This is a genomic window from Bdellovibrio svalbardensis, assembly GCF_029531655.1.
GTDB classification, from domain to species: Bacteria; Bdellovibrionota; Bdellovibrionia; order Bdellovibrionales; family Bdellovibrionaceae; genus Bdellovibrio; species Bdellovibrio svalbardensis.
Window position 1 is genome coordinate 846312 of the sequence record NZ_JANRMI010000001.1, and the last position, 24693, is coordinate 871004.

Below are 24693 nucleotides of genomic sequence, written 5' to 3' on the forward strand. Positions count from 1 at the left end.
GAGCATATTAGAAACCGAGAGCTTTGGCCATCATTCTTTCAAGCACTTCGTCTTTGTTAATAAAGCAAATGCCAAGTCCCATTCCTTCAGTCCAAACAACTTCAGCTGAAACATTGTGGGTTTTCTTGATGGTCTCTAACTGGACTGTAAGGTTCAGAAGGTCGCCTTTTTGAGGCACATAGTCCCCATGGGATACTTCCAAAAAGGCCCCGGTTTCTGACAGGTTTCGAAGGTTGGCTCCGAGGACGCCGACGTGTCCATAGACCTCAATAACGGCCTTTTCTTTCGTTTCAAATCTCTTGGCAATGGTTTCAGTCATTCAAAACTCCGCGACACTTCTATTCTCGGAAGAAAAATCGTGTTCTCTGAGTTAAATAATGCCTGATCTCAAATTGGGACTAAATTCTGGACCTTACTTGCGGATGTAGGTCAGAAACGAAAAAGGAATAGGCGTTTCGACGTCACGGCGATTTGTCAGCGTGAAAACTTTTTCGTCGATTTGTGGGTAATAAGTGTCGCCATGGAATTCGCGATGCACAAGTGTTAGATAAATCTTATCAGTGAGGTTCTTGTCGAGGGCCTGCTTGTAGATCTCTCCACCGCCGATGATAAACACCTCGTCGCCCCATTGAGCGGTCAAGGGCTTCGCCAATTCGATAGCCTCTTCCAGACTCGAAACAAAAACCACGGGACTTTTTTCGGTCGACTCAAATTTTTGTTTCGCAGGTTCGCGCGTGATCACAATGTGGTAGCGATTGGGCAACGCTTTTCCTTTGAAAGATTCAAAAGTTTTGCGGCCCATGATCATGATATGACCCTTGGTAGTGTCTCTGAAAAACTTCATGTCTTCGGCCAAGTTCCAAGGAGGAATATCTCCTTGGGCGCCGATCACGCGATTTTCAGAGCAGGCTACAACATGGGTTAAAATCATACGGCCACCGGTGCCTTGATCGCAGGATGTGGATCGTAGCCAACGATTTCGATATCCTCATAGGTAAAATCGAAAAGGTCTTTTTTGGCTGGATTCAATTTCAACTGTGGCAACGGGCGGAAGTCGCGAGTCAACTGCAGCTGAGCTTGCTCCAAATGGTTTGAATACAAGTGCGCATCACCCAGCGTGTGAACAAAATCGCCCACTTCAAGATTACAAACTTGCGCAATCATATGAGTGAGTAGTGCATAGCTCGCAATATTGAAAGGAACGCCGAGGAAAATATCCGCGCTTCTTTGATAAAGCTGGCAAGAAAGCTTTCCGTTGGCGACGTAAAACTGGAAAAAGGCATGGCAAGGTGGCAACGCCATCTTATCCACGTCACCAGGATTGAAGGCCACAACCAGTAAGCGGCGAGAATCTGGATTCTTCTTGATCTGATCTACGACATTGCTAATTTGATCGATAGTGCGACCGTCGGCAGTTTCCCAAGAGCGCCATTGTTTTCCGTAAACGGGTCCCAAGTTGCCGTTTTCATCAGCCCACTCGTCCCAGATAGAAACTTTATTGTCTTTCAAATATTGAATATTTGTTTCGCCTTTGAGGAACCACAAAAGCTCATGAAAGATTGAACGTGTGTGAAGTTTCTTGGTCGTTAAAAGAGGAAAACCTTCTTGAAGGTTGTAACGCATTTGATATCCAAAAACAGAAATCGTTCCAGTGCCAGTGCGGTCTTCTTTTTTATTTCCATTCTCTAAAACAAATTTTATCAAATCGTGATACTGCTTCATTGAAAACTCCGTGTGGGCGGGTGAGGTACGTCGGTCCCACCAAAGGTGGGCATCAAACAGTTTTTGAGCCTCAGCGCGCAATGGTGGGTGCGGAGGCTTGTTGTTAGTTTATTGGGTCGGTTTTTTTTGTCTATTCGAAAAATAGTCCCAGATGAATTTACCGCAGGGACCCAAATCTTTTGCGGAGTGCCGAGCTATGTTCAGGGTCTCTTTGATGGGTTTTGCCTCGAGCGGCACAAGTGATTTTTGCTTGATTTCTTCTTTGACCAGATGATCAGGCATCAACCCCCAACCTAAACCTGCTTCGAGGAAGCATTTCTTGGTCAGGAAATCTTGAACACTGATCACCTTGTGCGGATTCAGGATTCCTTGGGAGCGATTGGAGTTTTTCACCGTGCTCCTCAGGATGATCTGCGGATATTCGCTGAGCTGCTCTGGTTTGGGCTTCTTAATTTTAGCCAGAGGGTGTTTTGCTGAGCACACCGGCACCATGTTCACTTTGAAAAGCTCCTCGGTAACCAAAAGGCCTTTCTCGTTGAAGATCGCACCCAGCGCAATATCCGCGTGGTCTTCCAGCAACTGTTCGTCATTACTGAGGACATCGTTGATGATTTTGATTTCCGTCTGCGGAAATTTTTGAGTGAACTCCTTGAGCATGCTTGTGAGTTTAGGGAGGGGCCACAGCAGGCTCACGGCGAGACGGATTTCAGGTTCATATCCTCTTTTTAAAAATTCTGCGGTTTCTTTCACTTCATCAAATTGAAAAATCAGATCATCGGTTTTCTTGAGGAAGGCACGTCCTTGAGGAGTCAGTTCGGGGCGATATTGGTCGCGATTGAAGATTTTGAATCCCAACTCATCTTCCAGGGTGCGCATCGCATAGCTCACCGCGCTTTGGGCGCGATGCAGTTCCTGGGATGCGGCTCTGAAGCTTCCGGATTTGACGATGGTTTGAAGAACTTGCAACTGATCTAATGTCATCACCTCCAACTATATCAGAATTTTAGATCATGTTAATCAAAATATTATATTTTTTTTAGATCATTTAGTGGGCTATATTGTTCAAGTTCGATTAAACATACTTTAAGGAGTATCCCTATGAAAAAAGCAGCAGTTGGCGCACGTTTGATTTTCGGTCTTTTGTGGTTGGTATTTGGTTTGAATTTCTTCTTCCATTTCTTGCCACAACCTCCTCCATCAGAAGCAGGTCTTAAATTCTTGAGTGGCTTGATGGCGGCTCCTTATTTCTTCATGCTTTTGAAGGTGACGGAGATCGCAGTCGGTGTGATGTTGCTGGCTAACATCGCCGTGCCTTTGGCTTTGGTGGTGATTTCGCCGATCGTGATTCAGATTCTTCTGTATCACACAGTTTTGGATACCTCAGGAGCCGGCATCGCCTTGGTGATGACAGCTTTCAATTTGTTCCTCGGCATCGCATACTTCCAGAGCTTCAAACCGCTCTTTAAAAAGGTTTAAACTTAGTAGCTATAGCGTGTTTGCGCTTCGGCCACGAGCCGGGGCGCATGAGAAAGGATGATTTTATGATGTTACTTAGAGCATCTCATGAACGAGGGTTTGCAGAGTTTGGTGGTTGGTTAAGATCTTTCCATACCTTCTCGTTCAGTGACTATTACGATCCAAAATTTATGGGCTTTCGCGATCTTCGAGTTATTAACCAAGATTGGATCGCCAAGGACTCAGGATTCCCAACTCATCCGCACCGAGACATGGAAATTATCACTTATGTTCTTAAGGGTGCCGTCGAGCATCGTGACAGCCTGGGAAGTGTTGGCCAAATCAAGGCTGGTGAAATCCAGGTTATGCATGCAGGAACTGGAATTCGGCATTCTGAAAGCAATCCTTCCAAAACGGATGAGCTTCAACTTTTTCAAATTTGGATCCAACCGGATACAGTGGGTGTTGCCCCAGGCTACACTCAGCAATCTTTCCGCAAGGAAGAGAAGCTGAACGTATTGCGCCTGTTGGTTTCTAAGGATGGACGCGAAGACAGTCAAAAGATCCATCAAGACGTGGACCTTTATGCGTCAGTTCTTGAAGCCGGCAAAACCCTGGAATTTAAACTGCGCCCTGAGCGCGGCGTTTGGGTTCAGCTTGCTGAAGGACAAATCGAAGTGAATGGAGAAGTCTTGAATGCGGGAGACGGTTTGGCGATTCAAGATGAGGATTTGGTAAAAATTAAAGCGAACAAGGAAACTGAGTTCCTGCTTTTCGATTTGCGCTAAAGCCTCTGTTTTCAAAGATTCCACGGACCTAAATAGAAAAGGAGAGCCAAAAGCTCTCCTTTTCTATTTTTTCTGACGCTAGATGAGGTTTTAAGAGGACCGTAGAGTGAAATTTTTGGCCTCGGTGGATGGAGGCGCGATATCACAGATGTCCTTGAGATTGTTAGGTATTTCCTAGGCCCTCGTCCTAAATTCGTCGCCATCGGCGGTCTAAGGTAGGAACTTTGGATATGATTTGTCATTGTCCTTTGATACCTGCGGCCTTTGTGTTAACTAAGAGCCTCATTATTGCTTCGACAAAGTTGAAGTGCTGGCAAATTACTCCGCTAAGTCGGAACGAGAGGATCGCCATGAAATCAGTAACTGAATTCCCAACATTTACATTGAACAAAGGTCTTGCTGCTAAAGCGGCGCTTACAACTGAAGGCAAAAACGCTGAAGAAATCTCAGCAAGCCTTGGTGAAACTTTTAAGTTCGAAGGCGATAAATTGAAGCACTTCGTAAACGCTTTGGAAGTTGCTGGTCAAAACAAAGACGCTCTAAAACGCGTTGTTGTTATGAGCTTGAACGAAGGCGAAAAAGCTCCTGCAAAAGCAGTTCAAGTTGAAGAATTCCACTACGTACCAGAATTCCTTATCACTGCAAAACCAGTTGTTGCTGAAAAAGCTGACGGCAAAGGTGGACGCGGCGGTAAAGGTCGTGGTCAAGGTGGCCGTGGCGGCGGTGGCGACAAAAAAGGTTCTCCTTGGGGCATGTCTCCTGAAGAACTAGCTGCTAAAAAAGGTAAAGGCGCTGCAACAGCAAAAGCCTAGTTTTTACCTGAATTGAGTTAAAAACATTAAGACCCCAGGGTGCAAACTCTGGGGTTTTTTATTTGTGCGCACGGCGGGGCGCCCTTCTAAGGGGTGCAAGGGACTGGACGTACTTACTGAATTGGAGAACAGCGGTCGGTTTAGGAGTGGGGTTTGCGACTGAAATGATAGGATTAAAGTTATCTGTAAAACTTAAAATCCTATCGAAGGACGTTATGAAATATCTAGTTCTTGTTCTGCTTGGTCTTGGATTGAACTCTCACGCTGATGAAGCAAAGTTGAAAATGAATGAATGCAAAACGACTTCAGAAAAACGAGCCCTTCTTTTTAATAAAGAAATCTGCGCACTGGAGGCCACATGCATGCGCATGGGTTTTGAAAGTGGCCCTGTAGAGGTTAAAGAGAATGCCTATTGTCGTCCCGACATGTCCAACAGTTGCCCAACGGCAAGCGTGTGCATGGAGGATAAATCAATCACTAAGGCTGATATCCCAATGATCATTCCAAAATTTGGCGGCGACAATGTGGCGCCGATCAAAAGCACCGGGGATGCAGCGAAAACCTGCGCATGCGAGGCTGACAAGTCAAAACGAACTGACGGTTCCAAGCGTGCAGACGGCCCAGCGAAGACGGGTGCAGATGGCGCGGTTATCAAGCGCACAGAAAGCACAAGCGGCCGGGGAGTAAACTAATGAAAGCTCTTTTCTCTTTCATAACTCTGATGGTGATGAGCGCTTCTGCTTTGGCGGTAACGGCGGACACCGTGGCGATCACAGGAAAGATTGTTTCCTTAGAGGAGAAAACTCTGACTTTGAAAGTTGAAGACAGCAAAGTTCAGGTTTCAAAAAAATACCTTAAAAACAAACACTCCGTGGGTGAGGTTGTGACCGTCGCCATCCCTAAAGCTGAGTTCGATCAACTCGCCGTCAGCAAAGCAAAGAAATAAGCAAAAGGTGCCAGGCACCTTTTGCTTCGCTCGGCGCATAAAAAAAAGGAGAGCTTGTGGCTCTCCTTTTTCATTTTAAATTACAGAAAATTTCTTACTGGAAGTTTTGAACTTGCGCGATGTATGGAAGATTGCGGTAGTAACCTTGGTAATCCAAACCATAGCCCACAACGAAGTCGTTCGGGATCTTGAATCCGACGTGATCCAATTGGCATTCCACTTTCAATGCATCTGGCTTTTCAAGTAAAGCCACTGTCGTAAGGCTTTTCGGTTTGCGAGAAAGAATCGCACCTTTGAGATAGTTCATTGTAAGACCAGTATCGACGATGTCTTCAACCAGAATCACATGAACGCCTTCAACGGGGCTCGCAAGGTCCAGAGTCACTTTCACTTCACCTGAAGAAGAAGTGCCGCCGTGGTAGCTAGCAACGCCGAAGAATTCGCAAGTGATGTCAGTTTCCATGCTGCGAATCAAATCAGAGTAGAACATAAAAGAGCCTTTAAGCACGCAAACTGCGACAACTTTTTCGCCCTTGAATTTCTTAGTCAGAGCTGCACCCAACTCTTTAACTTTTGCTTGGAGCTTTTCTTCAGTGATGTAGGGTTTAAGAGTCAAGTTTGTCATTGTGAAGGCCTTTCTTACACGAACGAGTTATTCATGATTTCGCCAAAACCGCCGCCACCGGGAACAATATACTGCTTATCATTTAAGCCGCGTTCCTGATCCCAATATTGGCCTGGAGTTGCATCTAAAACTGCCTGAGGACTGAGCCCTCGGTCAAGTCTTAAGGCATAGATTACGACCTCTGGATGTGCCTTAAGAACATTCTTCAAGTACTCTGGCGTCACAATCAAATTAAGGCAGATAAACTTCTTAGCTGGCCCTTCAATGTGTTTCTTATAATGCTCGATCGCAGTCACCATGGTGTTGCCCGTGGCCCCCATGGGGTCTGGGAAGATCACGTGGGCTTCCTTGACGTCTCCGCCGATCTTCATGCCGCCTAAGTTCGCTCCGGTGACATGTTCCTTGCTGTCTGTCATGCGTGCCGCAAAGATGTGGTCTTGGCGCACGTTTTGAGCCGGAAGCGCAAAGTGCAGGAAGTTGTAACAAATATGGCTTGGATATGTTCCCGCTCGAGCCAAGTTGACGCTGACCGCTTTTTGCTGCGGTGACAGGCGATGGCTTTTGAGTAATTGCTCGGGATGAGCTTCGGTCATGCGCGTGACTTGAGTGAAGTGCTCTTGATCAAACTCATTATTCATCGTCAAAGAGATCAGATGTGTGTAGAGCACCTCTACAATGCGATTGATTTCCGGTTGAACACAGTCGGGGTGGCAGGCTTTTGCCAGCAGGCCATTTAAAAAAGGACTGTCGATGATATGAACTTGAGGCCCGTAGTGGTGACCCAGCTCCTGTTGAAACTTTGCCATGGTGTATTCCCAGCTGTCTGGTTAGTTGTCTGTCAGTTGCCCTTGGCGAACTCAATGAAGATCACAAAATCGCTGTCGCCGGCTCTAAAGCGCGGGGAGTGTAGGATTTTGTAAACATCAATTGCTGTGAGTTCGTCGTCGTTTTCCAGATTAGAAAGAGTGGGCATCACGCCCGACATGAAGAAGCCCGTTCCTGTGCCAATTTCAAAAATGGCGGGGAAGGACTTTCTTTGGATTTCATAACCACCTTGGCCGCCTCCTGCAGAGCTGGCCTCGCGCCAAGTTCTTTGAATCTCCAGGTTTCCGCGAAGATTGTTTGAATCCATCTCGTTCAATTCAAAAAAGGTTGTTAAGCCGATTTCCACCGAAGGATTGCGGCGATCCTTAAGGCCATAGAACCACTGCAGGGTTTTCGACGAATCCAGCGCGCGATCTTCTTTGTGCAGGATCTTGATATTCGGGGCTGTTAAGCGCTTTTCAATATTCGGTAAAATTCCCGCCGTGTAGTCTTTGAAGCTCATAAACTGCCCTGTGTTCTGGCTTGCTTCAAAGATTCCATTCAAAGTGCCGCGACCGACTTCGGCGTAATAGACGACTAAATGCGCTCCCGAAGTTTTTGCCAAGCCGCGCGCGTCTTTGTTGTCTTTTGCGCCGGCGCCTTCTTTATTTGCTGCCAAAGCGGCTTTCGCTCCAGGCATTTCGCTTGAAGCTGCTTCTGTTTGTTGGGAAGCCAGTTCTTCAGCAGTGGGAGCCGGAGCAAAATCAGAGGCAACCTCTGCCGTCGGTGGTGGTGGCGGAGGAGGATTCAACTCTGAGGAATTGATTTGTACAGAGGACTTAAGATAGGTGACTCGTTGTTGAAGATTGTCTTGGCCTTTTTGATAAATGTAAGTGCCAACGCTTCCAGCGGTGACTAACAACAAACTCAATTGCACCAGGGGATTGCCAAATATTTTTTTGAATAGCGGAGCCGCAGGCGGCTTAAAGCTCTCGATATCGACGCCACATTGAGCGCAATATTTATCAATAGGTTGTTGAAAACCACAACGTGGGCATTTAATGAGCATCGATATTCAAGTCCTTTTAAATATTCGAAGAAGCCTTATATACAAGAGTAGGTTAAAGCGACTTGACGCTCAATAGAATTATTCATACCTTGAAAGTCTTACGTCTCTCTGGTTTCAACAGACTTTGACCTGTTACTAACGAAAGTTTCGCACATGAAAAAATATAAGCCGGGAACTGGTGAAAAAATTGAAATCCGCGAAGAGATAATCCCGCCAAAGGTCGAGCTTCCTGTTGAGTTTTCGAAAGAACACAACCCGGTGATGGTTCAGGAAGTGCTTGCCGCATTTTATCCCTATCGCAACCAAGCGGATGTTAAATACTTCGATGGCACCTTCGGAAGAGGTGGTCACTACATGGCCGTGAAGCACACCATTCCGCAGATGAAGGCCGTGGTTATGGACCAAGATCTAGCCGCGATTAATTACGCGAAAACTCGTTTCCAGACGGAAGTCGAGAAAGGTGATCTTCAGGTAATCCATGGAAATTTCTCGAAATTTTCAGAACATAATCTAAATAACTTTGATATGATGCTCTTAGATCTAGGAGTGAGCTCACCGCAGTTAGACCAGGCCGACCGAGGCTTTAGTTTTTACCACGATGGTCCCCTAGATATGCGAATGAATCAGCAGCAAGGATTGACGGCTGAGGTGCTTGTGAATACGGCAACAGAGGACGATCTCATTCGGATCTTCAAAGAGTACGGCGAAGTTTATCGTCCGTCTCGTGTTGTGCGTGCGATCGTGAACGATCGTAAAACCAAGGCATTCCAGTCGACAAATCAACTTGCAGGCTTGATCGAGCGTGTGGATGGTTGGCAAGTTAAAGGCCATCATCCTGCGACGAAATACTTTATGGCTTTGCGTTTAGCAGTGAACTCAGAGCTTGAAGTCGTCGGTGAAGCTTTACCAGCGATGATGAAGGCGTTAAAGCCCGGTGGTCGTTTGGCAGTCATCACTTTCCATTCGTTAGAAGATCGTATTGTGAAGAATATCTTCCGAGATGCAGAAGCGCTTGGCAGACCGGTGTACAAAAAAGTAGTCGTACCATCTCAGGAAGAGTTGGACATGAACTCTCGCTCGCGATCCGCGAAGTTGAGAGTCTTCGAGAGGAGTGCTCAGGATGAGCTCGGAAAACTTTAGGCAACTTAAACCGTTCTTTAGTATTTTACTTATCATTTCTACTTTGTTCGCGATCGTCTTCCTGCAAATGGAAGAGCGCCGCATGGGTTACAGCGTGCTGAAGCTGACTCGCGAACACAAAAAAGTTTCCGAAGAAAAACGAGTGAAGGAAATCGCATTGGCGAAAATCACTCGTCCGCAATTGTTGGACCACATGGCCCAACAGAAATTCACACTTAAAAAAATCCAGGCCAATCAGATCATTCATTTGAGTGGAGTTGTGGAAGCACCTGTTAATAAAGTGGCGAAAAAGGATCTTTAGTTGAAATCACGTATTGTCTTCATCTTTGTTGGTATCGTCGCTCTGTGGTCCATGCTGATTATGCGTGCTGCTTACTTGCAGTTTTTGCCGAACGATCGTTTGAACGCACTTCAAAACCGTCAGTTTCAGACGAAAGTGACTTTGCAGGCCCGCCGTGGGGCGATTGTGGATCGCAACGGAAGAGATCTTGCCATGTCCGCGACGGCTTACTCTTTGTATGCGGATCCGAAGCTTTTGGAAAACCGCAAAGTCGTGGCAAAGAAGATTGCTAAAGTTTTGAATCAGAATCCTGAAGCGGTATTTGCGAAGATCAAAGATGGTTCCCGTCGTTTTGTGTGGATCCAGCGCATGATTGAGCAAGACAAAGCCGATGAAATTAAATCCTGGGACATTCGCGGACTTTCCTTCGTAGAAGAGTGGCGCCGGGTTTATCCAAATGAAACTTTGCTGGCGCAAACCCTGGGATTCTTGGGAATCGAAGGACAGGGGCTTGAAGGCCTGGAGTTGGGTTACGATCAGGCTCTTCGCGGCAATCAGAAAAAAGTGATGGTCAAACGCGATGCGCGCGGACGACCTTTGATCAATGATGGATTGATGTTCACTGAAAATCCCGATGGGAATGAGCTGCGCCTGACGGTCGACTCCGACCTTCAGTACACTCTTGAAAGTGAGCTCCAGAATGTGGTTTCCACGTTCGAAGCGGATCACGCGGTGGGAGTGGTTCTTGATGCGAAAACATCTGCGATTTTGGCGGTGTCTTCTGCTCCTTCATTTGATGTGAACAAAGCAATGACCACAGCGCAAAACTACCGTCGTAATAAGGTCATCACCGACAGCTTTGAACCGGGCTCCACGATGAAGACCCTGGTTATCGCATCGGCTCTTCGCAACGGCACAATTCAGCCAAACACCAAGTTCTTCTGCGAAAATGGAAGTTTCAAAGTTGGTGATAAGATTATTCGTGAAGCAGAAGCGAGAGAAAAATTTGCTGACCTCACCGTCGCTGAGATTCTTGCGGTTTCTTCCAATATCGGAACGACAAAGATTTCATTTAAAATGGGTGCGGATCAACTTCGCCAAGGTCTGCTTGATTTCGGCTTGGGACAAAAAATTGGTGTCGACTTCCCTGGTGAAGCTCGCGGTATGGTGCAAGCCTTGCCTTGGCGTCCACATTTGCTAAGTAATATTTCTTTTGGTCATGGTATCTCGGTGACTCCGTTGCAAATGGCGAATGCTTACGCAGCGATTGCCAATGGGGGAGTATTGAATACTCCATTCATCGTTCAGGCTGTGCGTGATTCTGAAACAGGGGCCTTGACCGAAACCAAAGTAAAACCGATCCGCCGCGTTTTGACTCCAGAGCAAGCTGCCCAAATGCGGGCGATGCTGGTGGGGGTGACGACCTTGCCTATCGGAAGCGGTAAGAATGCACGTGTTGATGGTTTCATGGTTGCTGGTAAAACAGGAACTGCGCAAAAAGTGAATCCCAATGGACGTGGTTACTTGAAGGGCGCCTATGTTTCAAGTTTCGCGGGTTTCATTCCGGCAAATGATCCCAAGTTTGTGATTTATGTGGCGGTGGATTCTCCGCGCAAGGCTTATTATGGAGCGACAGTGGCTGCTCCATTGTTCTCACGGGTTGCTTCTTATGCGGTTCGTAAAGAAGGTATCGCACCTTTGATGTTGGGTGATGAAAGAACTGTGAATCCTAATACGAAAAAAGCTATTGCAGCAGCAAACAAAGCCGCGAAGATCGAGGCGGCGGCCGCAGCCGCTGCCGCAGCGAAAGCGCCTGTTGCAAAGCCAATTATTACTGCTCAAGAGTTGGATCAGGTCACAGTTGTCAAGACAGGCGAAAGTGTTCCTAACCTGATGAATCTTTCCACGCGCGAAGTACTTCGCAGAGTGAGTGGCCAGGATCTTAAAGTGAAATTTGTCGGTCAGGGATTGGTTTCGGAAGTGATTCCTTCCACAGGATCCCCGGTTCCTGAAGATAAAAATATCACAGTTATTTTGCGTTAATTTATATATCTCAGGGATGTGTCTGGCAGAGGAGTCTAAAATGAAAGACTTCCTTTGCCGCTTGTGAACCCACAGAAGAATTCCTTCAATAGCTTGAAAAACAACTGATCTCCCACAAAATAGAATATTCGCTTCGCAGGTCAATTTGACCTTGCCGCGCTCTTCGTTCAGCCTTTTGTAAAGAGGGGGACTTATGGCCTTGGTACCAGTGAAGATTGTCCCGGCTATTATTGCATTTCTTGTGACTATGCTCTTCTGGGTTGTTCTCGCACCACCTCAAGGGGTTGATATAAATGCCTGGCGACTTTTGGGTATTTTCATTGGGACCATTGTTGCGATCATTGGCAAAGCTCTGCCCATTGGTGGCGCAGCTATCATCGGCATTCTTGTCGTTGGCGTCACACAAGTCACAAATCCGGGGAATCCAGGAAAAGCCATGGGGGATGCTCTTAGTGGATTTTCAAATACTCTGATATGGCTAATTGGAATAGCTTTCTTCATCTCTCGTGGGTTTATCAAAACGGGTCTTGGCGCTCGCATCGCATATTACTTTGTAAGACTTTTCGGAAAGCACACGCTGGGTATCAGCTACGGTCTGACATTTGCGGAAGTTGTTCTTGCGCCCGTTATGCCTAGTAACACCGCTCGCGGAGGTGGAGTTCTGTTTCCTATCAATCGATCCATTTCTGAGTCGATGAGTTCACATCCTAGTGAGGACTCACGGCTTAAAATCGGAGCTTTTTTGACTCTGGTTGCATATCAAGTCAATATCATCACCTCCGCCATGTTTGTTACGGCGACGGCTCCGAATCCCCTCATCACGGCGGGCATCCTGGATGTGGCAAAAATAAATGTTTCTTGGGCGCAATGGGCCCTCAGTGCCTGCGTGCCGGGGATCCTTTCTTTGCTGTTGATACCTTTGTTCCTTTACTTTGTTTTTCCGCCACAAATCAAATCAACCCCAAATGCGGCGGAACTGGCGAATCAAAAACTTGCAGAAATGGGCTCGATCAAGCTGGCCGAATGGATCATGATTTTTGTTTTCTTCCTGTTGTTGTTCATTTGGGCGGGAGGCCCCAGTCTTATTTCTGACAGTCCATATTTTGATATAGATCCAACCGCGGGGGCATTTATAGGGTTGGGTGTTCTTCTGTTTTCAGGAGTGCTTACTTGGGATGATTTGCTGAAAGAAAAAGGTGCCTGGGACACGGTGACCTGGTTCTCATCTCTGGTGATGATGGCAACTTTTCTGAATAAGCTCGGAGTCATTGCCTGGTTCGCGCAGTATATCCAAAATCTGGCGACTCATTTGGGATTTGGCTGGCTGGAGGCTTCACTATTTTTGGTGCTGGTTTATTTCTTCATTCACTATTTCTTCGCCAGTACGACAGCGCATATCTCTGCATTGTTTGCTTCTTTTCTCGCCGTGGGTGTTGGAATGGGAGCACCGCCTTTAATGTTGGGGCTGCTTTTGGGTTTTGCTTCTTCTCTCTGTGCTTCACTCACGCACTATGGCACTGGTTCCGCTCCTATTTTGTTTGGCTCTGGCTATGTAACAATGGGCGAGTGGTGGAAGTGGGGGCTGGTCGTCGGCATTCTCAATTTAATTATTTGGGGAGTGAGTGGCGCTGTTTGGTGGAAAATTTTAGGGTATTGGTAGACCGCCTTTCACGGCACCTGTAAAATACTTAAGCATCCATTTTTTGATGAACTCGAATTAAACCGGTTTTTAGCGCTGGCGTGAATGTCGCATCACAAATTACCCGAAACGTCGTTGTCATTGGAATAGAGGGAAGCTAATCCCACCAAGTTTGCAACGGTATCCTGTATATACCGCCTGGTTTCATCCTAATTTATTTAACCTTAATAGTTCGTTGAGATCTGTTAATGGCAAAGATTATTCATGGAGTTGCTATGTTGAAGGCTTTGGCAATACTGGTGTTAAGTTTCACGGGTTCAATGGCCCTGGCAAATGGGGACATGAACCCAGGCACTCAAGCTTGTGTCGAGCAATTTCAAGCCCGCGTTCAGAAGAAGATAGAGCTGGGTGTGCCAAGTAAACATTTGCCTCGTCTCTATTTGCCCTCATCCAATCCAAAAAATACGGTGGTTATATTTACGCACGGGATTTTTGAATCGCCTTACTTTTTTAAAGGTATTAACAACATCTTCGCCGAACAAGGATTTATTACTTTGAGCGTATTGCTTCCCGGGCATTGGGAAGGCAATTGGGGCAGCATGAGAAATGTCAGCTATCGGGACTGGATTTCCGAGCTGAACGAAAATGTGCGCATTGCACAGTGCTTTGGAAATAAGATTATCTTTGCGGGACATTCTTTAGGTGGACTTCTCTCAATGAACGCAGCCTTGCAGCACCCCGATCTCACTGCTGGAGTCATGTTGTGGACGCCCGCTTTGGCGATGAGGATGTTACCTGCAATTGGTGGTGTTCTCGGCGGGCTTTTGCATATTGATGGCAATATCGTTTATAAGTCGCCTGATTTGGATGAACAGGCGCTGTATGCACCCAACGCTGCCAAGCAAGTAGGTAAAATGATTTCCCACGTCCGCGATACCTATGGTGGCGGTGCTATGAGTAAAGTCTATCCACGCTTGGATACCCCCACCTTTTTGGCTTATGCAGCCCGCGATCCGGCCGTTGATGTGGATGAATTGACTAGAGCTGCGCACCAAATTAGGGGACTCAAACCGTTGGATGTTATGTTCTTCCCAACCAAAACCGGCGTGTGGCACGGCAATATAGTGAAATCAAAAGTGGATTCCTATAAAAGAAAAAAATTGGACTACAACCCCAGATGGAATTCGATGAAAGAGCATATCGAGTTGTTTTTGAGAGAGAACTTTTGAGATTAAAGTTCTCGGGGCCGTCGATGCCGGAAGGAAATTTACCTCTGAAGTTTATCGGCGTTCAGAATCAGCAAACATCCTAAAAACATCATGATGGCTCCAGTCGCCAGAGGCCACGTTAGTGGCTTTCCCTGCAAGGTCACATCAATAAGCATTCCTAAAATCAATTGTGTGGCAATTACAATACTGAATGTTAAGGCGGCCCCCAAGTGCATCAATGCCAGGGGTGTTGCCACGACAATCACAACTCCACATAATCCAGGGATGATATTTTTCCAGCCCAAATTTTCAAGAGGCTGTGCTCCCAAAGAACCGCTCAAGGGAATAAGGCCTGCTTTCACTAAGAGCCAAAATAAAGTGCAGGCTGCAAAGAAAACAATTCCATTAATAAACACAGTCGACGTTAAACCCAATGTGGCAGATGCGGCGCGATTGAGCATGGCCTGAGAAACAATGGTAATGCCGGTCAGAACTGGAAGGATGAGGTACATATTCATAGGGCGGGACTTTAAAGTAAAAAAGGAAGACGTACAAGCCGATTGTTTCTCTTGGAAACTTCTCGGAATTTTGAGCTGGGCATGCACATTGCTTTACTTGTCTGTATGATTAAAGAAATCAATTCGACATTGAAAGTTCTGATTCTCAAGACAATGCTATTGGTTTTTGCCATTTCTGTGTTTCATTTTGAAACACAGGCGGCACAAAAATGCTCTAATGCTTTGTTTGACGCTGTCCCAATCGGGGCGCTTCGTCCAGAGTTTGATCACACAGTTCGGTATACCAAAGAGATACCGCAGTCCCGCATAACCAACCAGTGCAACCTGGGAACCTGTCACCTATATTCTTGGAGCAATCACTTAGAGGCAAACTACCTGCGCCGAACCGGGAAAGAGATTCGTCTTTCTGCTGATTATCTTTCATATATACATTTCTTCGCGAGCTCAATAGCGGCTTTGTCTCGAACCAATAAAGATGTGAAGTTAAGTCTCGGTGCGAGCTCGATTAAATCATTTGAATTGATAAAACAATATGGCCTGCGCCCCGAATCCTCCTTTAACATCGGACCGGAATTCAAGGCGGGTGTCCCGAGTGCTCGCGCCAACGCGATGATCGAAAACTATATTGCCAGAGTGCAGCTGGAACTCTCCAAAATTCAGGATCCGACCAAAAAGCAAAAGGCCTTTGTTCGCAGAGTTCAAGAATTGGATTCGCTGTTTAAAGAAATGTTCGGGGACCTTCCAAATAATTTTCAAGTGGAGGGCAAGACCTATAATGCCAGAACTTTCACTCAGGAGTTCTTTCCTGAATTAAAAGAGAAAATCGCGGTCTATCAAGTTCAGCATCGTGCCAAAGAGAAATATCAAAAGGTGCAGGAGACCAACACTCAAGAGGTCTATGATATTGATCGAAGGGCCATGGACGAGCTTATCATTAGCCAAATTGATCAAGGGAAGAACGTCTATCTTTCTTACGAGCACAAGCATGAGCTCGTGGATAAGCCCACAGGAATTATGTCTATTGAGGCTTTCAATATTCCGATCAAAATGCTTCCCCTTCCTCTGAATCGTCGCCAGCAGTTCAAGTTGGATGACGGAGGACATGCTGTTCAGATCGTCGGCTATGAGCTGAATCCCTTCACAAAAGAACTCGTGAAGGTTAAAATTAAAAATAGCTGGGGTGAAAAAAACGGGGATGCCGGATACTTCCATATGTACAGAGACTATCTGCACACATTTGTGAAGAGCGTGGTTACACTCCCTTAGTTCACGAGCGAAAACTCATGTTCTTACGAATCATATGTGAGATAGGCTTAAAATAGTAAGATTGCTTTGTTCCATGCAGGGATGAATGAAATAAAAGTATCAAGATGGGGACCCGGCGTGCCGAAACGTTCTCTATGCATAGGATGCACTTGTACGTCATTTTTCCTATTTTATTTTTAATCATGGGTTGCACCATGGATGCCTCTTTTTCTGATTTCAATAGTAAGAACCAACTGTTTTTGAATTTTGATGAAAGTAACGCGAAAGTTTCTGCGGCAAATTATCGTTCTTATGAAGTGAAAGGCAGCTGTGCCCACATCGATGAAACGGTGACCATCCGTTTGGGGTCATTTCCTGAGCAAACAACTGTATGTCAGGCTGATGGAACTTTTGCGGTGACCTTCGATCTTGATGGAATTCAGGAAGGCACCATTGACCTCAGTGCTAACCAAGCAGAAACTCAGCCTAAGAAAATCTCGTCCGATTTAAAAAACATTGTGGTGGATATCACGCCACCCACTGTGACTGTGGAAACGCCAGACAATGCGGATAACTATTCCCACTCATCTTTGCGAGCTCGCTATCCTTTGACGGGGACCTGTTCGGATGCTTTCAATCTTGTGAAAGTTTCCAGTTCGCTCTTACAAGATTATTTTGCCGTGTGTTCTGTGAATCTTCGCTGGGAGCTCGTTCTGGATCTTTCAAACGAGACGGCACCTTCAATTGACTACTATATTCAGCATTTTGATGGAGCAGGGAATATTTCACTTTCTACAAATGTAGCTATCGCTTTTCCGCAATGGCATAAGATCAGTCCTGACATTACTGCGACCGGTGTGGCCTCGATTCGTCTGATCACACAGTATGGCGAAACAGGGCGTCTTCTTCTTGCGGCTCCGCTGCGAAATGATGACCTCGTGGATCTGGGAATTCTAAATTACAACAACACCGGTCTAACGCGACTTAATCCTATTCAGGGGCAATGGGGAGTCGATACGGCTCGTCCGATCATTGCGGTTCCTAAGTACGGTCGTGCCCTGTACACCCATTTTGCCATGAATCGGGCGCAATTGCGTGAGCTTCATTCAGTCAAAGTCGATGGCACCGATGATAAGGTCCTTATGGGGCCGACGTCCATCAATCCGGTGGGTGGTGTTTCATCTTATATTCTGACTCCGAATCAGGAGACGATCATTGCGATGGGTGATAATGAAGCCATTGACAATGAATTTCATCTGTATGCCATTCAAGTGTCCACCGGCACAATTAAAAAGCTCAGTGGTGATTTTGTGAGTGGCGGAGATGTGCGGGATTATTTGCTAACTCCCGATGGCAGCAAAGTTATTTTCAGAGCCGATAAAGACACGGATGAAGGAATTGATCTTTACGTCGTGAATATTGATGGCACAGGCCTTCGTCGTTTAGGAACCGCAATGGCGACGAGTAAAAGTGTGCTGTCTGGATACCGCATCAGTTCTGATAGCAAATGGGTTGTTTACAGAGAAACACAGAGCTTTCTTTCTGGATCCAACGCCGGAAGTTCTGTTGTAAATATTGAAACCGGTGAGCAAATCAGTTTTGCCACTTCGTCGACGGGCTTTATTGAAGCAGGTCTTTTCAGTCCAAACTCTAAGTATATTGCCTACCGAGTGGATCGTACAACCGCTGGTTGTTATGCTCTTGAGGTTTATGATTTGCAACTTCGAACTGAGACGGAAGTGTCGCCTCCCTGTCCGAACGCAAGTACAGATTTATATACATTCACATGGTCTCCGAATTCCAGTCAGATTGCTTTTGGCATGGCAACCACTGCCAGCATTGCGGATCTTTATGTGAATTCACCCACAGGAGGCAATCTTGTGAAACTGACGGGTGCGACAGCTTTACGTAACGGCCTCTATCAGGGATTCCGTGATGAAAGTATTCTGTTTAACTCCCAAAGTGACCAGATTGTTTTTCAAGCCGATTTGTCGGGTGTAGTCAATGCAACGACTGCGGCGATGAAGTTTGATCTTTACAGTGTGAAGGTCGACGGATCTGAGGGGCCGATAAAACTCACCAGTAATGCCAATGCGGGGGTTGTGAAAGACTATCCGCTAATTGAACTCAGTCCCAGCGGAGATCGCGTGGCTTTTGTGGCTGATTTGGAAGTCGATGCAAAGTATGAGATGTATCTCGCGGCTTTGGATGGCAGCTCCATTCGCAAACTCAATCCGGTCATTGCAAATGCACAAGGGGATGTACTGACGGCAGCTCAAACATTCTTTTTCGACTGGCCTCGAAATCTTGTCGCGATGACCCTGGATCGAACTATCGATCTGGTTTATGAACTTCACTTTGCAGATTTGTCTGCGACAGCAAGTCCGTCCCGACATCTACCACTTCCCAATATTCTTTCGGGGGATGTGGCCACGGTTTTGGTTTCGGAAAATAAAACAAAGATTTTGTTCCGAGCCAACCCCAGCGTCGATGGTGAAATGCATCTTTTTGTCGCGGATGCCGATGGCAGCAATGTGCATCGCGTGACCAAAGACTATCCATCGGGAGGAGGGACGTTACGCAGTTTCATAATCACCGCTGATGGGGCAAAGGTGATTTACATCGCAGACCAGGACACCGCGGGTGTTGAAGAACTTTATGTGGTGAATACATCAGGGGGAGCGCCTGTGAAAGTCAGTGGCGCTATCACAGATCCTGAAGGGGATGTGACTGCTTTTAGTTATAATGAAGCTACGGGCAAAATTTTTTATTCCGGTGATTTTGTAACCGATACGATACTGGATATTTATGTTGTTAAAACAGATGGAAGTGCTCATCTGAAGCTCACTCCTGCCTACCCCCATGCTGTGAATATTTTAGGCTGGGAAGTGGCTCGTGACGGAAGCTTCGTGGGCTTGCGTTGGGATTATAATATCGATGAGAAGTATGAAGTCGCAAAAATCAGTGCGGCGGGGGGAGCTCCCGTAACTCTGAATGCCAGTATTTCAAATTCCTTCGATCTGGCGGGATTTCGTCTTTCTCCGAATTCGGCATGGATTTGTTATTGGGGACCGCTGTCAGTTTCGGGCCGTGCGGATGCTAGAATTGCCAACACCAGCACACCAGCAACCAATTATCTGGTTGCTGTGGGAACTAATACGGTTCAAATGGTTCAAGACTGTGATTTTACCGAGGACTCTAGTTATGTCATCGTGAAAGGGGATTGGCTCTCTGATACACGCAGCAGTTACAAGTCCTTCGCGATTGCGACTCAGACGCTTTATTCATTGAATCCGGGGCTTGCAGCGACAGCACACACAGCTTGGTGGTCGAGCTTGCAAGAGGGCGCGAATAAACGACTGATCACTTTGAGTGAATCATCCCCCGAAGTTTATGAGATTTTCAGTATGAATTTTGATGGAACGGATCTGCGTAAGATTAATGCCAGTCCATATTCGGGGGGGCAGGTGAACGCCAACAATGGTCAAGCGGTGCGAATCCTGGATGACTCAGACAGGACAATTGTTTATTCAGGCCTGATTGACACTGTGGGCACCTGGGATCTTTATGCAGTGAAGTGGGACGGAACCCAAAAGCGAAAACTTGCGTCACTTATTCCAAAAGCAGACATTTATGACTTCCAAGTCTTCCCAGGTTCCACCCGTGTCTACTATCGAGCAGACAATACGAAGGATGGCATCATGAGTCTTTATTCTGTCAATGCCGATGGAACGGGAACTAAGAATCACACGCCGGGACTGAGTGGGAACACGGGCGCCTGGGTCAACTATGGTGTTTCAAATTCCCATTTGTTTTTTACCAGTGACGCCTATGGCAGTCAGATTTTGGATCTTTTTGTGGACCCTTTGTAGCGTAGGCCCGGCATTATCCCAAGTCGTTAATATATTGGCCGATCTTGGTGACAACCTGCTGAGGAATCTCATGGCCACCACGGAATCCCAGCAAAGAGCCCTTCATGCCATTTTGATTTAAAAGCGTTTCTAGTTTCTGTGCCTGTTTAAAGCCCAAAACTTGATCGGCTTCACCATGGCTTTGGAAAAACTTTTGACCTGCACGGGCCGGGATCAGTTGTTTCCATTGGTCTTGGCAAACCAAAGTTCCTGACATGATGACAAGACCCTTCGGAGTTTCAGGCGCACGCAAATAAAGTTCTGTGGCCAGCATGGCCCCTTGGCTAAAGCCGCCAAGAATAATTTGATTCCAAGGAACTTTCAGCTGACGAATCATTTCCATTGCAAGATCGCGAGACTTTTCAAATCCCTTCGGCGTGTCATTGCTGAAGTCACGGTGAGTTCCCGTTTCCATTGCGCGTTGAATCTCCATCATGTCGATGTTCCACCAAGCGCGACCGGTCCAGCCTGGGCCAATGGGGACTTCAAGGGGGCCATTAGGGAAAAGCCAGTTGTAGGTTTTCTTAGTGGGGATGACATCACCCAAAGATTTGAGGTCATTGGCATCGGCTCCATAACCATGGAAGAAGATGACCCAGGGCGCATTATCGTCGTGATTAATTTCTTGGCAATGTATTTTTCCGAGTTGTCTCATAGTCGCTTCATACTATACTTAATTTATGAACCTACAGCATCTTTTTTCAGCCTTAGCAGGAGTCCCAGAGAACGTTTTCAATCACTTGGAAGTGAGTGGACTCTTTAATGATGCGCGCAAGGTGATTCCTGGCTCTGTTTTCGTGGCAATTCGCGGAGTGAAGGTCGATGGCCACAGTTTTATCCCCGATGCGATTTCCAAGGGGGTGCTGGCTTTGGTTGTGGAAGACAAAAGCAAAGTCCCTGACTCCTTCAAAGGCGTTGTTTTTGCGGTTCCCAATACCCGTGAGGCTTTGGATATTTTAGCAGCTCGTTATTATGGTGATCCCGCTCAAGAGCTTTTCTGTGTGGGTGTTACAGGAACCAATGGAAAAACTTCGGTCACATATATGACGGAAGCCATTTTTAATTTCGGTAAAATTCCTACCGGAGTTATCGGAACAGTGAACCATCATCTTGGTGACAAGGTGTGGGCTTCCGACATGACAACCCCTGATCCTATTTTCTTGCAAAAGCGATTGCGTGAGTTCCGTGATGAAGGAGCTAAGGCCGTCGCCATGGAAGTTTCCTCTCATGCATTGGATCAGCATCGCGTCGACAGTATTCCCTTTAATTCGGTGATCTTTACAAATTTGACTCGAGATCATTTGGACTATCATCAAACGATGGAAAACTATTTCGAGGCGAAGCAAAAGCTCTTCACCGATCTTTTGTGGAGAACAACGAAAGTTCCTTCCTTTGCGATCATTAATACGGACGATAAATTAGGCCGTCGTTTGAAAGTGGCAGATCCGGCTATTCTTTGGACCTATGGTTCGAAGGATGCGGACTTCCGCTATAAAATGAAGCGCATGGATTTCGCCTTGTCGCATTTCCATGTCGACACCCCGTTGGGATCGGCAGAGATTCATTTGCCGATGTCTGGTGTTCATAACGTGATGAACTCTTTGGCGGCTTTGGCGGCAGGGATGTCGGCGGGAATTCAGTTAGCGATGTGTTGTGAAGCTCTTTCAAGTTTCACTGGGGTGCCGGGGCGGTTGCAGTCGGTTCCTAACGCTAAAAATGTTTCTGTCTTTGTGGACTACGCTCATTCACCGGATGCTCTTGAAAATGTTCTGACGGCCTTGACGAAGGTTCGAGAGAATCTGAAGGCGCATTCGCGCATCTGGACAGTCTTTGGCTGCGGCGGCGATCGCGATAAGGGCAAACGCCCTTTGATGGCGCAAATGGCTTTAAAATATTCAGATGAAGTGGTGATCACCTCCGACAATCCTCGCACCGAAGATCCGCAGGCGATCATCAATGATATTTTGGCGGGTGTGAGTGATAAAAATAAGGCGCGCGTGATTCTGGATCGCAAAGATGCGATTCTGGAAACCTTGCACAAAGTGCGAGAAGGCGATGTTGTTCTGATTGCGGGTAAAGGTCATGAAGACTACCAAATCATTGGAACCGAAAAAATTCCATTCAGTGACGTGAAGATTGCAGAACAAGCTTTGCAATCTCGAAAATAGGGAGTGATTTAAATGAGAGGCAACAGATGAGAGCCATCGATGTGCAAACAATTGAAAAAGTAACTGGGGCTCAAATCATCAGCTCTAAAGCTATCGACTTCAAAGGGATCGGCACAGATACTCGTGCGGATCTTTCAGGCCAGTTGTTTATCTCTCTTAAAGGCGAAGCTTTCGATGCTCATAGCTTTCTGGATAAAGCGGCCGCTCAAGGTGCGACGGGATTGTTGGTTCATGAGGAAAATGAACAGACCAGAAAACTTGCTGGTCAAGTTACGATTCTCAAGGTTCCTGACACACTGAAGGCACTTCAGCAATTGGGTACTTGGGCTCGTCGTCAGTCGCACGGCAAGATCGTTGCGATTACGGGTTCCAACGGAAAAACGACGACCAAAGAATTCACTGCCGCGTTGATTGCTTCGGCAAAAACAGTTCATGTGAATAAAGGCAGCTTCAACAATCACTGGGGTGTTCCGTTTACTTTGCTGCAACTGGATCCAGCTAAAGAAGTAGCGGTCGTCGAGATGGGCATGAATCACGCGGGCGAACTGACCGAGCTGGTGCATATCGCTGAACCGGATGTTGTCGTTTGCACCATGGTGGGGCGTGCTCACGTGGAATTCTTTGGCACGATCGAAAAGATCGCTGAAGCCAAAGAGGAAATCTATAATGCGGCTTCAGAAAAAACGGTTCGTATCTACAATTTGGACAATGAACAAACTCACAACATGTATGTGCGCGGGAAAGAAAAGTTTCCGCATTCCAAAATCATGACTTTCTCATCGGAAGATCCGAAAGCAGACGTGCATCTGATGATCAGTTCAATGAACATGAATGAGATCTTCATCAAAGGCATGATCGGCGGGGTTGAAGGTCAGGCACGTGTGCAGGTTTTCGGGGCACAGAATTTGACGAATTTGATGGCTGCCGCAGCCTTGGGACTTTCTGTAGGCATGACGCCGAACCAAGTTTGGGCGGGATTGCCTGAATGCAAAACGAACTGGGGACGCAATCAATTGGTTCATCTCAAGTCGGGAGCACAGATGATCTTTGATGCTTATAACGCCAACCCTGACAGCATGAAGGCCTTGATTGATAATGTGAAACTTCTGTCAGTGCCAGGAAAGAAAGTCGGCGTTTTTGGACAGATGCGCGAAATGGGTTCTGCGTCGGCCAACTTACACCAGGAGCTTGGTGAAAGAGTCGGCGCTGCAGGATTTGATAAAGTTTATTTCATCGGTGACGATGCGGAGGCCTTTACTCAAGGCCTTAAAAAAGTAGGTTACGGAAAACCTGCGATGATACAGAAAGATTTCACCGACGATGCTGGTAAAGACCTGGCGCTAACCTTGGCAAACGGGGATATCGCCGTCGTAAAGGCTTCGCGAGGAACGAAACTGGAACGTTTTGTCTTCCCGTGTGATCCACTGGATTTCTCTGAAAAGTCTTAAGGTCCAAAACGAAAAAGGCAGTCAAGAGACTGCCTTTTTTAATATTTAAACAAACTTCTTAGAAGTAGTACATCGCACGAGCGCGAAGTTGGCTGATCTTCATCCAAGATTCGCTTTTGTCGACTGAAAGACCTGATTCCTCGATGCTTTTGACACCGCTGTCGCTCAATGTATGCATTGTGATGTAGTATCCGATATCAAAGCCAAGATTTCTAACGGGAACATAACCCACAGAAGCTTGAAGGCCTCCTCCAAGCGGAGCTGCGAAATCAGTGATGTTGCCACCAGTAAGCAATGAGGCATGAGCGCCGACCATACCCCAAAGGCCATTCGAGAGTGCATAACCCACGTTCCCTTCAGGACGGATTTGCGAAAACCCTTTGGATGATTTCAATGTATTTTTTCCGTTGCTGTCATTTTCCACTTTGTTAATCACACCAAGGCCGACCATATAACCGGCTCTTGCTCGCGGCAAATTCGCATAATTGACCGAGACACCCAGAGCACCAGCGCCTTCATTTGTATTTCCAGAGACTTTGAATTCAGTTCCCGTGCTGGGATCTTTCGCTTTAATTTGCAAATCACCCATCATGCTGGAGTATTCCAATCCCGCGCTGAAGCCCTTCATCACATAGCTTGAAAATTGATCGCGAGGAGCTTCTGCATTTTCTTGTTTCATAGCCGAACGACCGCTTTGTGCGAAAGCTGAAGAGGCGAAAGAAAGAACTACGAGTGTTTGGAATACTTGTTTCAACATGAGATTCTCCTTTTTGATTACTTTTTAAAAGCTTGCAGAAAGGAATGAATGCAAGGCTGAGGCCACCTAGGATTCAATAAAATGAGCCAGGCAAACACAAGGGTGTTTCGCTTTG

At 46.6% G+C, this 24693-nt stretch carries 24 protein-coding genes; 14 read left to right on the forward strand and 10 right to left on the reverse strand.

Annotated elements, in window-relative coordinates:
- Positions 1-7: 7 nt before the first annotated feature.
- The 4 genes from NWE73_RS04025 to NWE73_RS04040 form a co-directional block, all read right to left on the reverse strand.
- The gene (locus tag NWE73_RS04025) at positions 8-319 is read right to left on the reverse strand and encodes a PilZ domain-containing protein (RefSeq protein WP_277576994.1); all 312 of its coding nucleotides are present in this window, start codon (positions 317-319) and stop codon (positions 8-10) included.
- 93 nt (positions 320-412) lie between these two features.
- A complete protein-coding gene (locus tag NWE73_RS04030) occupies positions 413-931 on the reverse strand; it encodes a dihydrofolate reductase (protein ID WP_277576995.1) in 519 nt (172 codons plus the stop codon).
- Positions 928-1722 (reverse strand): thymidylate synthase, encoded by a 795-nt coding sequence (locus NWE73_RS04035; RefSeq protein ID WP_277576996.1) that lies wholly within the window; start codon positions 1720-1722, stop codon positions 928-930. Before NWE73_RS04035 ends, NWE73_RS04030 begins: the two co-directional genes overlap by 4 nt.
- 108 nt (positions 1723-1830) lie before the next feature.
- Positions 1831-2703 (reverse strand): LysR family transcriptional regulator, encoded by an 873-nt coding sequence (locus NWE73_RS04040; RefSeq protein ID WP_277576997.1) that lies wholly within the window; start codon positions 2701-2703, stop codon positions 1831-1833.
- Between the two features lie 117 nt (positions 2704-2820).
- On the opposite strand from NWE73_RS04040, the gene NWE73_RS04045 reads away from it, so the two are divergent.
- The 5 genes from NWE73_RS04045 to NWE73_RS04065 all read left to right on the forward strand — a co-directional run bounded on the left by NWE73_RS04045 (position 2821) and on the right by NWE73_RS04065 (position 5723).
- Positions 2821-3198 (forward strand): acyltransferase, encoded by a 378-nt coding sequence (locus NWE73_RS04045; protein ID WP_277576998.1) that lies wholly within the window; start codon positions 2821-2823, stop codon positions 3196-3198.
- 65 nt (positions 3199-3263) lie between these two features.
- Positions 3264-3965 (forward strand): pirin family protein, encoded by a 702-nt coding sequence (locus NWE73_RS04050; protein WP_277576999.1) that lies wholly within the window; start codon positions 3264-3266, stop codon positions 3963-3965.
- Positions 3966-4315: 350 nt separating this feature from the next.
- A complete protein-coding gene (locus tag NWE73_RS04055) occupies positions 4316-4777 on the forward strand; it encodes a hypothetical protein (RefSeq protein WP_277577000.1) in 462 nt (153 codons plus the stop codon).
- A gap of 215 nt (positions 4778-4992) precedes the next feature.
- On the forward strand, positions 4993-5469 hold the full coding sequence (locus NWE73_RS04060; protein WP_277577001.1) for a hypothetical protein: 477 nt from the start codon (positions 4993-4995) through the stop codon (positions 5467-5469).
- Positions 5469-5723, forward strand: a complete 255-nt coding sequence (locus NWE73_RS04065) for a hypothetical protein (protein WP_277577002.1) — start codon at positions 5469-5471, stop codon at positions 5721-5723. The genes NWE73_RS04060 and NWE73_RS04065 overlap by 1 nt, the downstream gene beginning before the upstream one ends.
- A gap of 94 nt (positions 5724-5817) precedes the next feature.
- Here NWE73_RS04065 and hpt read toward each other — a convergent pair whose 3' ends face one another.
- From hpt to NWE73_RS04080, 3 genes are read right to left on the reverse strand one after another with little or no spacing between them, the layout of a single operon-like run.
- Positions 5818-6348: a hypoxanthine phosphoribosyltransferase gene (gene hpt / locus NWE73_RS04070; protein WP_277577003.1), complete on the reverse strand. Its 531-nt coding sequence runs from the start codon at positions 6346-6348 to the stop codon at positions 5818-5820.
- A gap of 14 nt (positions 6349-6362) precedes the next feature.
- The gene (locus NWE73_RS04075) at positions 6363-7154 is read right to left on the reverse strand and encodes a uracil phosphoribosyltransferase (RefSeq protein ID WP_277577004.1); all 792 of its coding nucleotides are present in this window, start codon (positions 7152-7154) and stop codon (positions 6363-6365) included.
- A 32-nt stretch (positions 7155-7186) separates the two neighbouring features.
- Entirely contained in the window at positions 7187-8221 is a 1035-nt protein-coding gene (locus NWE73_RS04080) for a hypothetical protein (RefSeq protein ID WP_277577005.1), read from the reverse strand.
- Between the two features lie 153 nt (positions 8222-8374).
- Between NWE73_RS04080 and rsmH the strand changes: the two genes are divergently transcribed.
- The 5 genes from rsmH (at position 8375) to NWE73_RS04105 (ending at position 14552) form a co-directional block, all read left to right on the forward strand.
- On the forward strand, positions 8375-9361 hold the full coding sequence (gene rsmH / locus NWE73_RS04085) for a 16S rRNA (cytosine(1402)-N(4))-methyltransferase RsmH (RefSeq protein WP_277577006.1): 987 nt from the start codon (positions 8375-8377) through the stop codon (positions 9359-9361).
- Positions 9342-9662 (forward strand): histidine kinase, encoded by a 321-nt coding sequence (locus NWE73_RS04090; RefSeq protein WP_277577007.1) that lies wholly within the window; start codon positions 9342-9344, stop codon positions 9660-9662. The genes rsmH and NWE73_RS04090 overlap by 20 nt, the downstream gene beginning before the upstream one ends.
- On the forward strand, positions 9663-11684 hold the full coding sequence (locus NWE73_RS04095) for a penicillin-binding transpeptidase domain-containing protein (protein WP_277577008.1): 2022 nt from the start codon (positions 9663-9665) through the stop codon (positions 11682-11684).
- Between the two features lie 193 nt (positions 11685-11877).
- Positions 11878-13344 carry a DASS family sodium-coupled anion symporter gene (locus NWE73_RS04100; RefSeq protein WP_277577009.1) on the forward strand — a complete coding sequence of 489 codons (1467 nt, stop codon included), beginning with the start codon at positions 11878-11880 and terminating at the stop codon, positions 13342-13344.
- 227 nt (positions 13345-13571) lie between these two features.
- Positions 13572-14552, forward strand: a complete 981-nt coding sequence (locus NWE73_RS04105; RefSeq protein ID WP_277577010.1) for an alpha/beta hydrolase — start codon at positions 13572-13574, stop codon at positions 14550-14552.
- 38 nt (positions 14553-14590) lie between these two features.
- Here NWE73_RS04105 and NWE73_RS04110 read toward each other — a convergent pair whose 3' ends face one another.
- The gene (locus NWE73_RS04110; protein WP_277577011.1) at positions 14591-15049 is read right to left on the reverse strand and encodes a DMT family transporter; all 459 of its coding nucleotides are present in this window, start codon (positions 15047-15049) and stop codon (positions 14591-14593) included.
- 105 nt (positions 15050-15154) lie between these two features.
- Here NWE73_RS04110 and NWE73_RS04115 point away from each other — a divergent pair, with 105 nt between their 5' ends.
- The gene (locus NWE73_RS04115) at positions 15155-16315 is read left to right on the forward strand and encodes a C1 family peptidase (RefSeq protein ID WP_277577012.1); all 1161 of its coding nucleotides are present in this window, start codon (positions 15155-15157) and stop codon (positions 16313-16315) included.
- 134 nt (positions 16316-16449) lie between these two features.
- Entirely contained in the window at positions 16450-20166 is a 3717-nt protein-coding gene (locus NWE73_RS04120; protein WP_277577013.1) for a TolB-like translocation protein, read from the forward strand.
- A 13-nt stretch (positions 20167-20179) separates the two neighbouring features.
- On the opposite strand, the gene NWE73_RS04125 is transcribed toward NWE73_RS04120, so the two are convergent.
- Positions 20180-20860 carry an alpha/beta hydrolase gene (locus tag NWE73_RS04125; protein WP_277577014.1) on the reverse strand — a complete coding sequence of 227 codons (681 nt, stop codon included), beginning with the start codon at positions 20858-20860 and terminating at the stop codon, positions 20180-20182.
- Positions 20861-20885: 25 nt separating this feature from the next.
- Between NWE73_RS04125 and NWE73_RS04130 the strand changes: the two genes are divergently transcribed.
- Positions 20886-22373 (forward strand): UDP-N-acetylmuramoyl-L-alanyl-D-glutamate--2,6-diaminopimelate ligase, encoded by a 1488-nt coding sequence (locus NWE73_RS04130; RefSeq protein WP_277577015.1) that lies wholly within the window; start codon positions 20886-20888, stop codon positions 22371-22373.
- 26 nt (positions 22374-22399) lie between these two features.
- On the forward strand, positions 22400-23821 hold the full coding sequence (locus NWE73_RS04135; protein WP_277577016.1) for a UDP-N-acetylmuramoyl-tripeptide--D-alanyl-D-alanine ligase: 1422 nt from the start codon (positions 22400-22402) through the stop codon (positions 23819-23821).
- A gap of 58 nt (positions 23822-23879) precedes the next feature.
- Here the strand turns inward: NWE73_RS04135 and NWE73_RS04140 are convergent, their stop codons facing one another.
- Entirely contained in the window at positions 23880-24578 is a 699-nt protein-coding gene (locus NWE73_RS04140; protein ID WP_277577017.1) for a hypothetical protein, read from the reverse strand.
- Positions 24579-24693: the final 115 nt, after the last annotated feature.